Genomic DNA, 16,493 nt, shown 5'->3' with positions numbered 1-16,493 from the left:
ATCAAACTAAATTGCTATTCAGTTGTCGCTCACTATTTACTTTACAGCTATCCTGATAAAGCTCTTCTATGTAAAAGCATACAGTAAAATCCCCAGCATGTCAAATCTGACAGGCATTTTTTAATATTTTATTGTTATTATTACAAATATTTTTCACTTGTCCTACGGTTGTCATGTTTAAAATCAGCATCAATACATTATAAAATAAACCATCCCCAAGTAATTATTACTTTCATATTGACCACGGCCGAAAAAATCAAATTAAATGTCAAAGCAAGCCTCCCTAATTCATGGGGTTATTTATGCAGGGAACAAGATCCCATTCTATTCTGTATATTCCAGTTTAAGATTTTTATAAAACAAATAAAACAAGCTTAATACCGTTATGGATAAAGGTATTAAGCTCGAAATTATCAAGTCACATCCACAGCATGGGCTGACGTGTGGCAATGTTGCGTCTGGCTTCTTCATCCGTAGATTCGGCCGGAAGCCGGTCATACAGCTCCAGAAGCTCTTTTCTGCCCAGCGAACACCCTGCCAGCATCATAAAGCCTGCCCTGGCAGGAAATGCATCAAAATGCATCACATCCGGCGGATAAGGCCAGGATTCCTTATCCAGTATATAAGGAGTAATAAAATCCAGGGCATTTTTTATGCTCTTTCCGTCCTCTGATACATATTCCCACAAATCATCATCCGGCTTAGACAGCAGATGGCATAAGGACACCATATTGTCCACAACAAAGATGGAGTAATTATAGGGCTTTGTACGCCCCAGCTCTCTCGGAAAAGAACCATCCTCCGCCTCCTGCCTTAAAAGCTGCCTCTTATAGTAATCCCTGCAAAAATCTGCTATCCGCTCATTATCAGTAAATAAGGCAAATGCTGCGGCCTGAACAAAGAAGCAGACACCATGGTTATTATCCTTGTTCATTTCCTGGATCCCGTTGCTGTCGGTCAGCATCCACCCCAGATATTTAGCAAACCATTTCTTTAAGCCAATATATATCTCAATCTTCATGGAATGGGACCCTTTTAACTTCTCCACCGCAAATACCACATCTACCAGATGAAGAGTATCAATGATACCGATCCCCCTTCCGGAGCAGATGCCAAGGATCGCCTGGGCATAAGATAAATGGGGCGCCATATATGTTTCTTCATCCAGGAAAAATTCCTTTAAGTGCTGTACCGCCTTTTCTGCATAGGCCTCTTTTCCCGTAAGGCAGTAAGCCGAGGCAAGGAACACCACATTGGTCCTCATCTGACGCATAATGATCCTGTGGCTGTTAAAATTACCGGGGTTTGTCTGTCCGTCTTTCTGAATATAAGGCAGCCCGTCCGGGGAATCGGGATCCGGCCACCAGTAATCCCCATTGGAATAATAATCATGAGGACCCCCTTCGCTTCTGGGGCTCTGTACGTCAGTGATATGGAGCGCAGGAGCCTTCATGGCCGCCTGCGCTTTTTCCATTAACCATTCCTTATTGGGCCAGTCAGGAACAATCTTGTATTTCTTCTCATATTGTATCATTTATATTTACCTGCACGATTTATTTAATTCTGCCGACGCACACCTTAAAAGAGCTTTCATGTATCCGGTGCTGTAGGCCCAGGAAGAGTTTTCTCCGCCTACGCCCTCTCCCCATACCGGCACATGGTCCACGTGAATGGAACCGTCATAATCATAACGCACCAGCTGCTTCATCACTTCATACATATCCATGTATCCGTCTTCCAGAAGGGTCTCCTCAAAATAAGGCATAGTAGCACTGACATTTCTAAAGTGTACCAAAAGCACCTTTTGGTTTTCTACAAAATACTTGATATCTTCCATGACATTTCCAAAGGCTTCCCCGCCTTCCAGCCAGCATCCCAGACACATCTTCATGCCCAGATAGGGGCTGTTTCCTGCCAGTTCAAAGGCATGTTTGTAATCCTCGGCAGAAGTGATTAAGTTGGAGATTCCAAGGAGGCAATCTACGGGAGGATCATTTGGATGAAGAGCGATCTTTATATTGGCTTCTTCACATACCGGCAGGACCCTGTCCAGGAAATATTTAAAATTTTCCCACATTTCTTCTTTGGAATAAAGTCTGCCATGGGAATAAGGCCGGGTCTTCAGTTCCTCAAGATCCACGATACGTCCGATGCTTCCTCTTGTATGCTCGCCCACCCCAAACCTGGTAGTCAATACCTGGTTCGGTTCCCACGTCATGTATCCCACCGGAATCCCTGCTTTTCCTAAAACGCGGTTGAAATCATTATACGCCTTAATGGCCTCATCCCGTCCCGGCAATCCCAAATGGATCGCATCGCTCTTATACAAATGTACATTTCCTGCATCCGTTGCCGTTAAGCCGAATTTGTGAAGCCGTTCCATAAATGACATGACCGAATCATAATTGGTATGTTCATCCGTAAAAATAACGTATACATAGTTTATGCCCATCTGTTTAATGAACCGTAACTGTTCATCCGTATAATCTGATACAACCTTGGACTGCACCTTTATCTTATCTCCCAGCATGTTGGGTCCTCCTTAAAGTCAAATAATCAGCTATTTGGTCCAGTGAACGGCTTCCGGTGTCCACTGTTCCAGACTTACATCATAAATCCCACTGTCTTTCACTCCCGGAACGGCAAATGATTCATAATAAATAACCGCCATTGGAGTAATCATCACATAATCCGCTACAAGCGCTTTAGCCGCCTTCTGAAGATTTTCTTTCTTTTCTTCGATCGTTACAGCTGCCCGTGCTGCAAACAGAGGTTCTTCAAATTCTGCCGGACGAAGCATAATGCCATGATTTTTAATTCCTTCTGAGGAATACAGACGGATATAGTTGTTGGTGAAATCCATCTTGCTGGCTCCGCGGTTTGCAATAAATCCATCGATGTCATCTTCCTTCTGAATCGCTGCCAGAGCAGAGCTGTCCAGCGTTTCTATTGCTGCCTTGATTCCGATCTGAGCCAATATGGCCTGAAATGCAGTCGCTGTGTCATTGTCCTGGGACTTAGTATAAATGGTTGTCTCAAATCCGTTTGGATATCCGGCTTCTGAAAGCATCTGCTTTGCTAAATCAAGGTTATACTCATAAAAATCCACCGGTGAATAAGCCCAGGAATCAGAGGTACAAAACAGCGGTGTCGCCTCTCCTAAACCGCCGGATAAGGCTTTGGCTACCTGCTCCCACTCAATGGCATGCATAATTGCCTGCCGGACCTTTAAATCTCCCATTGGATGCTTGTCGCTTTTGCTGTTCCAGATAATGTGCTTGATATCCGCACAGTTTGCATTTTTCCTTCCAATGCTTTCAAATCCGGCCTGTTTCACGGCATTGATAATTGCATCATTTTCAAACTTCATTGCCACGCTGACTTCTTTATTCAGAAGAGCCGACATTAAAGTATTGGTATCCATAACCATATCGATCTCCAGCTCATCGATATGGGGAAGCCCTGCAATTCTATAGTTATCGTTTTTGGTGTATGTAATCTTATTGTCAACAATAAAAGATTCCAGAATGAAGGGTCCCGTTCCAACCGTATGAGTCTTGCACCACTCTTCTCCATTCTTCTCATACGCCTCTTTTGAGATAATAAACACATCTCCTATGACATTGTCCCAGTCATTTGCCCATTTCTCATACTGAATTTCAATACGCCTGTCATCAACTACCGTGATTTCCTTTGGGGATCCCAATTCACTGGCCTTGCCATTATCAATATACTTCTGAAGGTTCCAGGCCACCGCTTCCGCATCACAATCCGATCCGTCGTGGAATTTCACGCCTTCTCTCAGCTTAATGCTGAATGTGAGATTATCAGGGTCCGCATAAAACTCTTCTGCCAGCCATGGATAATAATTGCCTTCCTCATCAGCCCGCCCCAGTGATTCAATGACTGGCTGTGCGCCGAAACGGTCACTTGTGGTTGTTGACTGAGGCATAAAGAAGGTATTATGGACCTGGGGAATAGCGATCACCAGTTTTCCTCCTTCCTCAATATCCGCGGAGACAGAAGCTTCGGTTTCTTTGGATTCTGCTGCCGTGGTCTCACCGCTCTGGGTGGTGGTTTCAGCAGGAACTTCGGTTTTCTTACTTCCTCCGCATCCGGCGGTCATACCTGCCGTCATGACCGCTGCCAGTGTCAGCGCCACAATTCTCTTTGTTAATTTCATAATGTAATCCTCCTTCAATTAAGTCATCAGCTTATATTTAAATGAATCATATAGCTTTTAATCGTATAAGAAACATGCCACCTCATGATGATCTCCAACATCACGAAGTGCCGGAATTTCCTTGCGGCACCGCTCCCGTGCATGATCACATCTGTCATGAAAAGGACAGCCTGAAGGCCTGTTTGTCAGGCTTGGCACCTCACCCCTGATGGGTACCCGTTCTCTGGATTCCTCAACAGAAGGATCCGCCACAGGAACAGCGCTTAACAGTGTCTTTGTGTAAGGATGGAGCGTATTGCCATATAGCTCTTCACAATCCGCGATCTCCACAACTCTTCCCAGATACATGACCAGAATCCGATTGCTGATGTGTTTCACAACGGCCAGGTCATGAGCAATGAATAAATAGGTGAGCCCCAGCTTGGACTGCAGCTCCTCCAGCAGGTTAATGATCTGTGCCTGAATGGAAACATCCAGCGCTGAGATAGGCTCATCGCACAGGATCAGATCCGGCTCGGAAGAAAGTGCTCTTGCAATTCCGATCCTCTGCCTCTGCCCGCCGGAAAACTCATGGGGTACCCGGTACTTTAACGCAGGATCCAGTCCTACGATCCGGAACAGTTCATCCACCCTGGCATTGTATTCCTCCTTGTTCTTCACCAGCTTATGGAGGAGGAGGGATTCTCCCACAATGGACTCGGCCGTCTGCCTTGGATCCAGGGATGAGAACGGATCCTGAAAGATCATGGATATCTTTCTTCTGAACGGATACATCTGCTTATCGTTAAAGCCCGCAATATCCGTACCGTTAAAAACGATCTGTCCCTCCTCGGGCTTGTACACCCTCATGATGCATCGGGCCAGAGTTGTTTTGCCGCAGCCTGATTCCCCTACGATACCAAGAGTTTCTCCCTTTCTGACCGAAAATTCGATTTCCTCTATGGCTTTTACATCTCCTACCTTTTTCCGGATCATGCCTTTGTAAATGGGGAAATACTTCCGGACGTTTTTGACTTCCAGACAGATATCCTCTCCTATTTCTATCCTTGGTGCCTTTTTTATTTCCTTAGCAGCAATTTCCTCTGCTTTTGCCAGCTTTTCTTCTTCTGACAAATGACATGCGGCAAAGTGCCCTTTTCCGATTTCCTTGAGTTCTGGCTTGGAACTTTCCCTGCACTTATCCATACGGTATTCACAACGCTCATAAAAGGGACAGAATTCCGGTCTGGCGGCAGGATTGGGCGGAAGGCCGTCAATGGGGATCAGGATACGGTCTTTGGGATCATCAAGCCTTGGGATGGCTCTGAGCAGTGCCCTGGTATAGGGATGCTCCGGATCCGCAAACAGTCGTTTCGCATCTGTCATTTCCACAACACTGCCTGAATACATGACATAAATGCGCTCAGCAAACCTGGCCACGATCCCCAGATTATGGGTAACAATAATGACTGCAGTATTAGTTTTCTTGGCAATATCCCTGATCATTTCCAGCAGCTGTGCCTGAGTCGTCACATCCAGAGCAGTGGTCGCTTCATCGGCCACAAGTATGGTGGGTTCCGATGACATTGCCATGGCAATCATGATACGCTGACGCATGCCGCCTGAAAACTGCTGGGGATAATAGCTGAAACGTTCCTCCGCATCCGGTATATTAACCAGCTTCAGCATCTCAATGGTGCGTTTTCTTGCCTCATCCTTATTCAGCTTAAGATGCTCCATAATGTTTTCCTGGATCTGATAACCTATGGTCAGAACAGGATTTAAGGAAGTCATGGGCTCCTGGAAGATCATGCTCACTTTTCCGCCCCGCATTTGACGCATTTCCTCGCTGTTTTGACCATACTCCAGCATATTTCGTTCATTTCCCCGGATGTAGACCTCTCCCCCGGTGACCTTTCCGGGAGAGCTGATCAGCTGCAGCATGCTCATCATGGTCACTGATTTCCCGCTTCCGGATTCGCCTACAATGCCGATGATTTCTCCCGGATTCAAATACATGGATACTTCATCCACAGCCTTTACAAGCTGGCCATCGGTTTTAAAACAGGTTTCAATATTTTTTATTTCCAACAAGTGTTCCATTTTTGTCTCCTCCTATCAAACCTCGCCCCTGAGTCTTGGATCCAAGGCATCCCGTACCCCATCTCCGAACATATTAAGGCAGATAACCAGCACCGCCACACAGACGCCCGGAGTAAGTGCAAACACAGGGTTTTGAAGAAGAAACAGCCGGCCGTCACTGACCATACCGCCCCAGGAAGCAGTTGGCGCACTGATTCCAAGCCCGAGAAAACTAAGTCCCGCTTCCGCCAGAATGGTCTGTCCTACCTGCTGGGTCATCATGACAATAATAGGTGAAATGCTGTTGGGCAGAATGTGTTTCAGCATGAGCCTGAAACTTTTGTTGCCCTGCAGCTTTCCTGCCATAATATAATCCGCCTGTTTGATTGTAAGAACCTGTCCTCTCATCATTCGGACGTAACCTGCCATAGAGGATATTCCCAGGATGATCGCTAAGTTGCGGATTCCGCTTCCAAATACGGCTGTCAGGGCCATTGCCAGGATGATCTGAGGAATAGCGCGGATAGCTTCCATGATTCTTGTGATCACATCATCCACAAACCCGCCGAAATACCCTGCGACCATTCCGAAAAAGGTTCCGGCAATGCAGGCAATCATCACTGCAAATACACCGATGATCAGGCTGACTCTGGTTCCATATATGATCCTGCTCAGAACATCCCGCCCGTAATTATCTGTACCCAGAATATGATCTTTGCCCGGTCCCTGCAAAAAGGAGGCAAAATCCGCATAATTGGGATCATAAGGTGCGATCAAAGGTGCAAATATTGCCATGAGAACAAAGAGGGCAACCACAATGGCGCTGAAAGCGGCGACCTTTCTCGCAAACAATGTCCTAACTGTTTTTTTCCATCTTCCGTTATTTTTCATGATTCTGCCTCCTTATTCATAGCGGACTCTTGGGTCAACCACTGCATATAAAATATCTGTCATAAGGTTGATGATACAGGATACAAGAGCCGTGACCAGAACACATGCCTGAACAACCGGAATATCCCTTGACTGAATGGCCTTTACAAATAAAGAGCCCATTCCGGGAATGTTAAAAACGGATTCTACAAACATAGAGCCTGCCAGCATGGAACCGAGACGCATTCCCAGGATGGTGATAACAGGGATCAGGGCATTTTTAAGCGCATGGAGATAAATAACCCTTCTCTGTGAAATCCCCTTGCTCCTGGCTGTCCTGACATAATCCTGGCGGATGACCTCCAGCATGCTGGAACGTGTCTGTCTGGTTACCGTTGCAATTCCTCCAAGGGCAAGGCAGAACAGAGGCATAATGGTCTGTCTTATGCCTGTCACCAGATCCACATGAAACCATGTAAACCCATAAGAAGGAAGCCAGCCAAGCTTCATGGCAAATACATACATGACTAACAGAGCGATCCAGAACTGGGGCAGGCAGGCCGTTATATTGGCGATCAGGGTCACCGCCGTATCCGCAGGCCTGCCCCTGTATACTGCACTGATAACCCCAAAAAGTATTCCAAGAGGAATGCTTATTATGAATGCACTGATTGAAAAAAACAATGTAATAGGTATTCGTTCATTAATGATTTCCAACGTACTTTTATGAAACTGTGTTGATTGTCCCCAGTCACCCTGGAGCGCTCCTCCCAGCCAGCTGAAGTACCTGTGAAGGACAGGCTGGTCCAATTTTAATTCATGATATACCCTGTCATATTCTTCCTGTGATACTTCCGATCCCAGCATTGCATAAACCGGGTCTCCGGGAATCAAGGATACCAGCATGAATGTAAAAATGGATATGAGAAAAATGATCAATATCATCTGTCCCGTGCGTTTCGCTATGTATGCCTTCATTTCATCTTTATAGCAGGAGCTTATATCCTGCCATATTCCTCCCTCCCTGCATAACTCCTTTTTTTATTTCCACTGTTATTGCTATTTTCATTATTGTTTTTCTCTGATATAATAAGAAAATAGCTGATTTTTAATTGATAATGCTTCATCTCCTTTTTTTAATATAATTTTTTTACTACTTTCAGGTTATAATTATATCTTTACTTATGCAATTTTTCCAATAACCCTTTCCTATTTTTATTATAGCCTTTACTTATAATGGGAATTATACTTTTTAAGAAAGCAGGAGCTTCCATGGACATCAGATATCTGGAATACATACTCGCCCTGGCCGAGACCGGCAATATGACCAGGGCTGCCAAAAAACTTTACGTATCGCAGCCTACCCTCAGTCAATTTCTTACCAAACAGGAGACAGAACTGGGGGCTCCCCTGTTTCAAAGGTCCAGCGGTACCTATACACTTACACCGGTAGGCAGCCTCTATGCGGAATATGCCAGAAACGTTCTCTCCTTAACGGAATCCCTGGAAAAAGACATCAAACGTGTTTCCAACACCAGCCGCATCCGCATAGGTACCTCCGCTTCCAGTGCCCTGCAGATGCTTTCTTGCATCCTGGCTGATTTCCGCAAATATTACCCCAAAGTGGAGCTGGTTCTGTCGGACGATAATCTGCGTTCCACCAGCAATCTCATTTTCAGAGGTGAACTGGATCTTGCCTTTGTAACAGCCAATTCCCTGGAACAATACAAAGGACAGAGCATTGAATTGATAAAAGAAGAAGTTGTATTTGCAGCCCCCAGCATCCATCCCTATTGCCAGAAGCTGAGCGGAAGCCGTAACCGGTCCTTAAACAGCCAGCAGCTTTTGGAACACTTTTACAAATATCCGTTTATTTTACAGCATAAAGGGTCCTGCATCAGGTACCTGATCGAAGAATTTTTCGATAAACAGGATTTTAACCCGACCATAGCCTGCAGCACTTCCCATGCCCAATCCATTTGTGATATGGTGTCCAGCAATATTGGTGTAGGCTTTATCCCTGCCGGGAATGAAATTTCCACGAAACAGATCACCTTTTTTTCACTGGAACCCAGGATATACCGGATTCATTCCATTCTTTACCGGAAAGATCTGATCATGAAACCTCCCCATAAATACTTAATCGAGCTGGCAAAAAAATATATGGATACAAACTGGAACAATTTATCCAGATAATTATTAAAAGCTTTTAACCAACAAAAAAGAAGGTATCCCAAAAGTCATAAAGCAACTTTTTAGGATACCTTCTCTTTGCATTTTTTATCTTCCTGTCTTCCTCCCTGCCGCCTTTTCCGGCACCCGTTTAAACTTATCCCCTTTGCCTGTTCATGTAATATCTCTTTTTATACATCACCCCTGCAAATTTGCTTATTTTACGGATAATATTATAATTTACAAAACCTCCCACTGCACCTACAACCGGAATGCCCTGTATAAACTTTGCGGTTAATAATGACTCTGACAGAATCCCTGCTGTGGTTTTTATCTGCTCCTCTAAATTTATTTCCGTCATAATCTTACAATCCATGCTGTCCCCCAATGCCTCAAGCTTTTGATAAAACTCTTTCTGCCGTTTCTGTTTCGTCATGGCAGTGCAGATCAAAAGCAGAATATATGCTTTTTCTTCCTCTGTTTCATAATCATACCCATAGCTTAACGCAATTTCATAAACAGATTTCATGACTAAGGATAAAAAAAGAGGAATATCCGGCAGTCCGATACCAAATGCACCCAGGACACCTCCTTCTATTACGGAAATGGAAGAATTAATCATCTGGGAATGCTTGGAATACTTATCCAAACGTTTTCTGTATTTTCTTTCGGCGCTTTTGCCCAGGGCATAATCATTTAAATCATATTCCAATTGTATCTTATCCTTATCATAGGTCTTCTCGATATAAATATTTCCCTTTTCAAAAACCAGCAAAAATCCTTTATGGAATGCCGCCTCCAGAGCTGCTTTCAGTTTTCCCGGAATATAACTTTGTATTTTATCCGCAACAGGCTCTACAGAAGCTTTCAGGATTGAATTTTCTTTCCTGTTAAGCAATTTTTGCTCTTCTTTTTTAATCTGCTTCACTTGCTTGTCAAATTGACGGTTCATATATGGTGCCCTCTCCTTTCTAAAAGTGACTGGATGCATGGTGAAAATCATGTATGTTATTTATTAAGAATTTTCCCTTCTCTTGACCATTGTAACCCGGAACAATATAATAATCATAAAACAGACCGCTAACCTGGTATGGGGAAACCCATAACCGCATCAGATGAACAGAAAGGGATTTTTTATGAAATTATACAAATACATGGTTTTCCATACATTTTTCCTCCTGCCGCTCCTTCTGACGGGCTGCGGGAAGTATGTTCCCTATATCAGCAGCCCCAATACCGAAAGCACCGGGATTTCCCAACAGGCTTCAAGCGGAACAGAGGTCTCTCCTGCTCCCCAATCCACGGAAGCCACAGCAGAAACCGAGCCTGAAAAGACTCCTGACAGCGGAGCGGCCGGACAGACGGAGTCCCCTTTAAGCCAAGATCTCTATGAGACCAGAGCCAGGGAACTGTTATCTTCCATGACCCTGGAGGAAAAGGTGGGCCAGATGTTTTTTGTCCGCCTGCGTAAAGACAGTGCCATTGAGGATATCAAAACATACCACCTGGGCGGCTTTATTCTGTTCGGAGATGATTTTAAGGATGAGACGAAAGACAGCATCAAGGAGCTTATTAAAAGCTACCAGAGTACCTCTTCCATCCCACTGCTCATCGGGGCAGATGAGGAAGGGGGTACGGTGTGCCGCGTCAGCAAACATACAGCCTTCCGGTCTGAGCCTTTTCAGTCTCCCCAGGATTTGTATAAACAGGGCGGCATGGACGCCATCCGGACAGATACCAGGGAAAAGGCCGCCCTTTTGCTCGGACTTGGCATCAATGTGAATCTGGCTCCTGTGTGTGATGTTTCTTCTGATCCCAATGATTTTATTTACCGCCGGTCCTTTGGCCAGGAAGCCGGAGCAACCGCCGATTACGTCAAAACGGTCATTGAGGAAATGAAAAAGGAGAGGATCGGCAGCACGCTGAAGCATTTTCCAGGCTATGGCAGCAATGGGGATACCCATACAGGATCGGCCACGGATACCAGAAATTATGATCAGTTTGTCCGGAGCGATTTTCTGCCCTTCCAGACCGGTATCCAAGCCGGAGCTGACAGCGTGCTGGTATCTCATAATATTGTGACTTCCATAGATGAACAATCTCCGGCCTCCCTTTCCCCTGCGGTTCATGACATCCTAAGGGAAGCTCTGGACTTTCAAGGCGTTATTATGACCGATGATCTGAGTATGGAAGCCATTAAGGATCATACCTCAGATGCCGATGCCGCTGTCCTTGCCATTACTGCCGGAAATGACCTGCTGGTTGCAACAGACTTTGACACACAGATTCCGGCCGTCTTAAATTCCGTAAATAACGGAATATTAACAGAAGAGCGGATCAACGCCTCCGTAGTCCGGGTCCTTGTATGGAAACTGAAGCTGGGAATTCTATAACCGGCCCGCAGCTTCAGCCTCCCCATGACATTCATTTCTGCCTTCAGTATAACATAAATTCAAAAATCCGGGACAATTTTTCATCATCACATATGTTAAAACTGCTGACGGCAATTGTAAGGAACATGTAAGAGGCTGCTTTGGGTCTAATTTATGATTTCGTATTATGATTAGCAAATGATTAGGAAAAAGACGTGGCAGGCAGAGTTAAGAATCGGATTAGGCCGTATCATCTTATGAAGCTGTTCTGTATACTCTCCAGATTACTCCTGTACTGGGTATAAAGGCATCTGGATTTCCCATGGAATTAAATCCGGTATCCACAATATACATTGCTCCGTCAGGTCCGAATATAAGATGGGATAGTCTTTCCAGCCCTCCTGCATTTGACAAGGATGCCGGAAATCCTGTTTTATTAATTGCAAATGTGCTGATCGTTCTGGATCTCATATCAATTTTAGATATTCTGTGTCCTGCGCTGGCATAGGATACCGAATCACCCATCTGTGTATGTATGGTACTGCCATATTCCGCTATATAAACATCCCCATAAGGACCGAAGTCCTCATTATAATTAAACTCAAACCCTCTTATGGAGGAATTCGGAGGAAATGTAACATAAGGTCTTGGAGGAATGTTAGGCTGATTTTTAAGCAGAAGCGTTGGCTGGATTCCTCCTCTTGGTGTGAACCGCGGTGAGTTTACTGCCTCTCCTCCGGAGTAGTCCGGCCAGCCATACCATAAATTAGGTGTAATATAATAAAAATCATCCGTCGCATTTTCAATCGGTCTGCTCCCGATAGGATTATAGCCATTGTTGGCTGCAAATAACTGACCGTTTATATCAAATTTTAAGTATGTTGGATTCCTGAATCCCCAGGCAACTTGTTCCAGATTTGAACCATCCAGATTTGACCTTAAGATGCTGCCCGAAGCTTTAATATATTTTTTTCTGATTTCATATTCTATATTCGGTATTCCATAAGGAGAAAATGCCCCTGTTGCAGCAGTATCATTGGGCAGTGCTTCTGTCAGAATATTTCTGGTTCCAAAATTCTGGCCATAAAGCATAACATAATCCCCAGAATAATCACATAGAAACGGAGAAACTGTCACCCATTTGTTATCGTTGCCCACAATACCGCTGTTGGTAACAGTTCCTTGGCCGAAATACAATTTATTATCAGATGAAAAAGCGACCGGACTATTGTAATTATCGCCATTACTGGGTAAACCCATAATGATATTCTGCCTTGTACCGTCTCCGAATATTTTAGTTACATAACCTCTATGAGACACATATATGACACCGTTTAAATAATTAATGCCCGATATTGGGACAACAAACCCTTGTGCAATCGTCTCAAAATGACCGTTGATCAATTGCAGTACTCTGGGATTACCGGTCGCTAATCCGGAATCAGCTATAAAAACATTTCCAGCCTCATCAAATACCATTCCAATTGGGGAATCCAAATTTTTCATAAATGCCTCAATCTGATAACCTTCGACAATATAAATATCCTCCGGATTCAAATATCGTTCCGTTGAGGGATCGATTTGGTTACAAGAGAGCACTCCTCTGCTATTTTTACCTCGAAACATTAACTTCACCAGGAAATTTTTTACTAAATTATATTCGGGTTTATTTAAATTATACGATGAAACCTGTCACCCTTCCTTGGGAATGGTCACAGTAAAGCAGCTTCCCTGTTCCTGCACGCTTTCTGCTGTCACCGTTCCCTCATGGGCGGCAACGATGGATCTGACAATGGCAAGGCCGATGCCGGCGCCCCCTGATTTCCTGTTCCGGGATTTGTCTGTTCTGTAAAACCGTTCAAAGATGAAAGGAAGTTCCTTTTCAGGAATTCCCATTCCCGTATCCTTTACTTTAACGATTGCCAGCCGGTCTGTTTCAGATACATGGATTTCTATTGCTCCGCCTTCAGGCGTGTATTTGATTGCATTGGAAAGCAGATTGGCAATGACCTGGCTGAATCTGTTTTTATCCGCCTCAGCAAAGACCGGATTTCCTTCTATGGAAAGGGACAGGTTCTTCTTGACCATCTCCCCTTTCATGGTATCTGACACCGTGCATACGGTTTCCAGCAGATCGGTCCGGGATTTATTTAAAACCAGATTTTCACTCTCGATCTTCGCCAGCTGCCCCAGATCCTCAACCAGCGTCCCAAGGCGCTTTACCTCTTCATGACAGCTTTTCAGCCGTTCCGGTGTCGGATCCCACAGGCCTTCTATCATTGCCTCCAGATGGGAGCCCAGGGCGGTCAAAGGCGTTCTCAGTTCATGAGCTACATCAGCAGTCATCTGCTTTCGCAATTTCTCCTGGTCTCCGAGAGCATCGGAAAGATGGTTGATGGCATCTGCAAGATCATCAAGCTCCCGGATCTTTGTTCCGGGCTCAAACCGGATGTTATAATTGCCCTTTGATATCTGTTTGGCAATATAAGCGGTTTTCGTAACAGGACGGGATATTCTCCGGGCAAGAAGGCAGCCCACCACCACGGAACAGGCGCTGGATAAGATTCCAATGACCAGAAGGACCGTGTTCATGACATTAATGAAATTAAAATCAGCCTCGTTCATAAAAAACGGGCCGTAATATTTAATAGACACAGCCCCGATTTGTTTTCCATTCTGATGAATCTCATAAGTATGGTCTACAAAGCCGCCGACAGTGCCTCTCTCTTCCATTCTCAACGAAATTTCGCTCATGATCTGCCCGCAAAGACTCATGTCATGATTTTCCGCATCCCATACCATGTTTCCCCCTGCATCAAACAGCTTTACGATGTATCCGTCATACAGAGAGTTCATACCGATGGCATGAACGTAGTCAAGCTTCCAGCTCCGTTTAAAGCTATCGTATTGCCTGCTTAAATCATCGACGATATTTTCCCTTCGTTCCTGTCCCAGCCGGGTGATGTATTTCTCAAATTCCCGGTTCATGATCCAGTTGGAAAGAATGCCAATGAGACCAATGGTAATCAAAAGCGTCAGCAGAATGGAAAGGGATAACTGTTTTCTTAAACTCTTCACTCTCCATCCCCTCCGAATTTATACCCCAGCCCTGGGATTGTCCGCACATACACTGGATTTTTAGGGTCGTCCTCCACCTTTTTTCTGATGTTTTTAATGTGGCTGTCAATGGCCCTGTCATATCCGGCAAAGCCCTTGTCCAAAGCCGTCTCAATCAGTTCTTCTCTGGTAAAGACCTTTCCCGGATACTTGATGAGCACAGACAGGATTTTTAATTCGCTTGGTGTAAGAGTCAGGCTCACCCCTTTTTTACGGACCTCATTCTTCTCAAAATCGATCACCAGATCCCCGTTTCTCCAGGAATTCCTCTTGACAAGGGGCACCAGGTCGCTTTCCGTCCGGCGGAGAACGGCCTCCACCCTGGCATACAGCTCTTTTAAGCCAAAGGGCTTCACCACATAGTCATCCGCCCCAATACCCAGGCCCTCCACCACATCGGTTTCATCCACCTTGGCAGTCAGCATGATGATGGGAACACGGGATTTTTTGCGTATGGTCATACAGACCTCTTCTCCTGAGATATCCGGCATCATCAGGTCCAGAATAATAAGGGAAATATTTTCAGAATCAAATATTTCCAGGGCCTTTCTGCCGTTTTCTGCGGGGAATGTGCGAAATCCCTTACTCTCCAAAAGCAGGCAGACTACTTCCAGAATTTTTGGTTCATCATCCACAACCAGCACATTTTTGCTGCTCTTAAGCATCCTAACACCTCTATCCTTCTTTCGCTGCACTCACCATAAAATAAAATACAGAAAGGCGGGAACCGCCTTGTTGTGCGGTCCCCGTCCCCTTTATTTCTTATTCAACGACATCATAGCCCTGATCTTCAATCTCAGATTTGATCGTTTGGACGGAAGCCTGGTCCGGATCATGATCCACGGTTACTGTTTTTCCTTCCAGATCCACTGATACACCGGATACGCCGGATATGGCGCCTACCGCATTTGTGATTGCCTTAACACAGTGTTCACATGACATTCCATCTACCTTTATTACTGTTTTTGCCATTTGAGTTACCTCCGTATGATATTTTATTTTAAATTAAAAGGTTTTAAAAACTTATAGACCTCCAGTGTCTTTCCCTTTTCCATTACAGAAACCGGCGCATATACCCAGCCTTCCACTTTCTCCGGATCAACACCGGCTGCAATGAGGGGTTCGGGATTCAATACAAAAACAATATCCTTATCCTGATCTTGATTTTTTACGGTATTGGTTTCCATATTTTTTGCCCATTCAAACATATTGCCGTCTCCCAGCTTTACCCCATAGTGGTCAAGGTCCATATGGTAATTGATGGAGTCCCGGTGGTTATTTACGATCTGCTCATAAGCGGTGAGAGGAGTGATATCTCCCTCATAAACCGATTGATCGGTTCCCAGCTTGGTTCCTACCATCAGCATTCCTTCATAGGCTGCATAATTTTCCGGCAGCTTTTCGGAATCAAGTCCCGCACCGACAAACGGGGCCGCATCAAGCTCCAGCATGACGTCATGAAGAGCGCTCCTGCTGTAATCTTCACTCCAGATGAAGCGTACGCTGTCATCGGGTGCACTTAAGGACCAGCCCGCATTGGTTTCATCGGCCTTTACATTGTCCGGAATCGTATTTAAAACCGCTTCAAACGATGTGACGGACTCTTTTCCCACTACATCTAAGCTTCCTCCGGCTGTCTTTACAACCGCTGCCACGATCACCGCTACCAAAACAACGGCTGTTCCCACTGCTGCAATTATTTTTCCATTCCTGTTCAT

General features: G+C 45.0%; 14 protein-coding genes. 2 read left to right on the top strand and 12 right to left on the bottom strand.

What is annotated here, in order from left to right:
* Positions 1-418 precede the first annotated feature (418 nt).
* From K401_RS0119870 to K401_RS0119845, 6 genes are read right to left on the bottom strand one after another with little or no spacing between them, the layout of a single operon-like run.
* Positions 419-1,534: an alginate lyase family protein gene (locus K401_RS0119870; protein ID WP_024294599.1), complete on the bottom strand. Its 1,116-nt coding sequence runs from the start codon at positions 1,532-1,534 to the stop codon at positions 419-421.
* 6 nt (positions 1,535-1,540) lie between these two features.
* On the bottom strand, positions 1,541-2,530 hold the full coding sequence (locus tag K401_RS0119865) for a mannonate dehydratase (protein ID WP_024294598.1): 990 nt from the start codon (positions 2,528-2,530) through the stop codon (positions 1,541-1,543).
* A 30-nt stretch (positions 2,531-2,560) separates the two neighbouring features.
* Entirely contained in the window at positions 2,561-4,183 is a 1,623-nt protein-coding gene (locus tag K401_RS0119860) for an ABC transporter substrate-binding protein (protein WP_024294597.1), read from the bottom strand.
* Between the two features lie 57 nt (positions 4,184-4,240).
* Positions 4,241-6,265 (bottom strand): ABC transporter ATP-binding protein, encoded by a 2,025-nt coding sequence (locus tag K401_RS0119855; RefSeq protein ID WP_024294596.1) that lies wholly within the window; start codon positions 6,263-6,265, stop codon positions 4,241-4,243.
* Positions 6,266-6,280: 15 nt separating this feature from the next.
* Positions 6,281-7,135 carry an ABC transporter permease gene (locus K401_RS0119850; RefSeq protein WP_024294595.1) on the bottom strand — a complete coding sequence of 285 codons (855 nt, stop codon included), beginning with the start codon at positions 7,133-7,135 and terminating at the stop codon, positions 6,281-6,283.
* Between the two features lie 12 nt (positions 7,136-7,147).
* Complete coding sequence (locus tag K401_RS0119845) at positions 7,148-8,092, bottom strand: ABC transporter permease (protein ID WP_024294594.1); 945 nt, start codon at positions 8,090-8,092, stop codon at positions 7,148-7,150.
* A 294-nt stretch (positions 8,093-8,386) separates the two neighbouring features.
* Between K401_RS0119845 and K401_RS0119840 the strand changes: the two genes are divergently transcribed.
* A complete protein-coding gene (locus K401_RS0119840; RefSeq protein ID WP_024294593.1) occupies positions 8,387-9,310 on the top strand; it encodes a LysR family transcriptional regulator in 924 nt (307 codons plus the stop codon).
* Between the two features lie 133 nt (positions 9,311-9,443).
* Here the strand turns inward: K401_RS0119840 and K401_RS0119835 are convergent, their stop codons facing one another.
* Positions 9,444-10,238, bottom strand: a complete 795-nt coding sequence (locus K401_RS0119835) for an EcsC family protein (RefSeq protein WP_027352380.1) — start codon at positions 10,236-10,238, stop codon at positions 9,444-9,446.
* 184 nt (positions 10,239-10,422) lie between these two features.
* Between K401_RS0119835 and K401_RS0119830 the strand changes: the two genes are divergently transcribed.
* Positions 10,423-11,679 carry a glycoside hydrolase family 3 protein gene (locus K401_RS0119830; RefSeq protein ID WP_027352381.1) on the top strand — a complete coding sequence of 419 codons (1,257 nt, stop codon included), beginning with the start codon at positions 10,423-10,425 and terminating at the stop codon, positions 11,677-11,679.
* Between the two features lie 234 nt (positions 11,680-11,913).
* On the opposite strand, the gene K401_RS0119820 is transcribed toward K401_RS0119830, so the two are convergent.
* The 5 genes from K401_RS0119820 to K401_RS0119800 all read right to left on the bottom strand — a co-directional run bounded on the left by K401_RS0119820 (position 11,914) and on the right by K401_RS0119800 (position 16,493).
* Positions 11,914-13,164 carry a PQQ-dependent sugar dehydrogenase gene (locus K401_RS0119820; protein ID WP_242842326.1) on the bottom strand — a complete coding sequence of 417 codons (1,251 nt, stop codon included), beginning with the start codon at positions 13,162-13,164 and terminating at the stop codon, positions 11,914-11,916.
* 186 nt (positions 13,165-13,350) lie between these two features.
* Complete coding sequence (locus K401_RS0119815; RefSeq protein ID WP_024294589.1) at positions 13,351-14,736, bottom strand: HAMP domain-containing sensor histidine kinase; 1,386 nt, start codon at positions 14,734-14,736, stop codon at positions 13,351-13,353.
* On the bottom strand, positions 14,733-15,440 hold the full coding sequence (locus K401_RS0119810; protein ID WP_024294588.1) for a response regulator: 708 nt from the start codon (positions 15,438-15,440) through the stop codon (positions 14,733-14,735). The genes K401_RS0119815 and K401_RS0119810 overlap by 4 nt, the downstream gene beginning before the upstream one ends.
* 97 nt (positions 15,441-15,537) lie before the next feature.
* Complete coding sequence (gene copZ, locus K401_RS0119805; RefSeq protein WP_024294587.1) at positions 15,538-15,747, bottom strand: copper chaperone CopZ; 210 nt, start codon at positions 15,745-15,747, stop codon at positions 15,538-15,540.
* Between the two features lie 23 nt (positions 15,748-15,770).
* On the bottom strand, positions 15,771-16,493 hold the full coding sequence (locus K401_RS0119800; RefSeq protein ID WP_024294586.1) for a hypothetical protein: 723 nt from the start codon (positions 16,491-16,493) through the stop codon (positions 15,771-15,773).

The organism is Lacrimispora indolis DSM 755, from assembly GCF_000526995.1.
GTDB classification, from domain to species: Bacteria; Bacillota; Clostridia; order Lachnospirales; family Lachnospiraceae; genus Lacrimispora; species Lacrimispora indolis.
Note: the sequence above shows the minus strand (reverse complement) of the source record. Positions and strands in the feature narration are given on the sequence as shown.

What these genes read in the sequence shown, in the direction of transcription:
- K401_RS0119810 (WP_024294588.1), bottom strand. Translation starts at nt 15,440, where the DNA reads ATGCTTAAGAGCAGCAAAAATGTGCTGGTTGTGGATGATGAACCAAAA.
- K401_RS0119835 (WP_027352380.1), bottom strand. Translation starts at nt 10,238, where the DNA reads ATGAACCGTCAATTTGACAAGCAAGTGAAGCAGATTAAAAAAGAAGAG.
- copZ (WP_024294587.1), bottom strand. Translation starts at nt 15,747, where the DNA reads ATGGCAAAAACAGTAATAAAGGTAGATGGAATGTCATGTGAACACTGT.
- K401_RS0119820 (WP_242842326.1), bottom strand. Translation starts at nt 13,164, where the DNA reads ATGAAAAATTTGGATTCCCCAATTGGAATGGTATTTGATGAGGCTGGA.
- K401_RS0119855 (WP_024294596.1), bottom strand. Translation starts at nt 6,265, where the DNA reads ATGGAACACTTGTTGGAAATAAAAAATATTGAAACCTGTTTTAAAACC.
- K401_RS0119830 (WP_027352381.1), top strand. Translation starts at nt 10,423, where the DNA reads ATGAAATTATACAAATACATGGTTTTCCATACATTTTTCCTCCTGCCG.
- K401_RS0119865 (WP_024294598.1), bottom strand. Translation starts at nt 2,530, where the DNA reads ATGCTGGGAGATAAGATAAAGGTGCAGTCCAAGGTTGTATCAGATTAT.
- K401_RS0119840 (WP_024294593.1), top strand. Translation starts at nt 8,387, where the DNA reads ATGGACATCAGATATCTGGAATACATACTCGCCCTGGCCGAGACCGGC.
- K401_RS0119850 (WP_024294595.1), bottom strand. Translation starts at nt 7,135, where the DNA reads ATGAAAAATAACGGAAGATGGAAAAAAACAGTTAGGACATTGTTTGCG.
- K401_RS0119800 (WP_024294586.1), bottom strand. Translation starts at nt 16,493, where the DNA reads ATGAACAGGAATGGAAAAATAATTGCAGCAGTGGGAACAGCCGTTGTT.
- K401_RS0119860 (WP_024294597.1), bottom strand. Translation starts at nt 4,183, where the DNA reads ATGAAATTAACAAAGAGAATTGTGGCGCTGACACTGGCAGCGGTCATG.
- K401_RS0119870 (WP_024294599.1), bottom strand. Translation starts at nt 1,534, where the DNA reads ATGATACAATATGAGAAGAAATACAAGATTGTTCCTGACTGGCCCAAT.
- K401_RS0119845 (WP_024294594.1), bottom strand. Translation starts at nt 8,092, where the DNA reads ATGAAGGCATACATAGCGAAACGCACGGGACAGATGATATTGATCATT.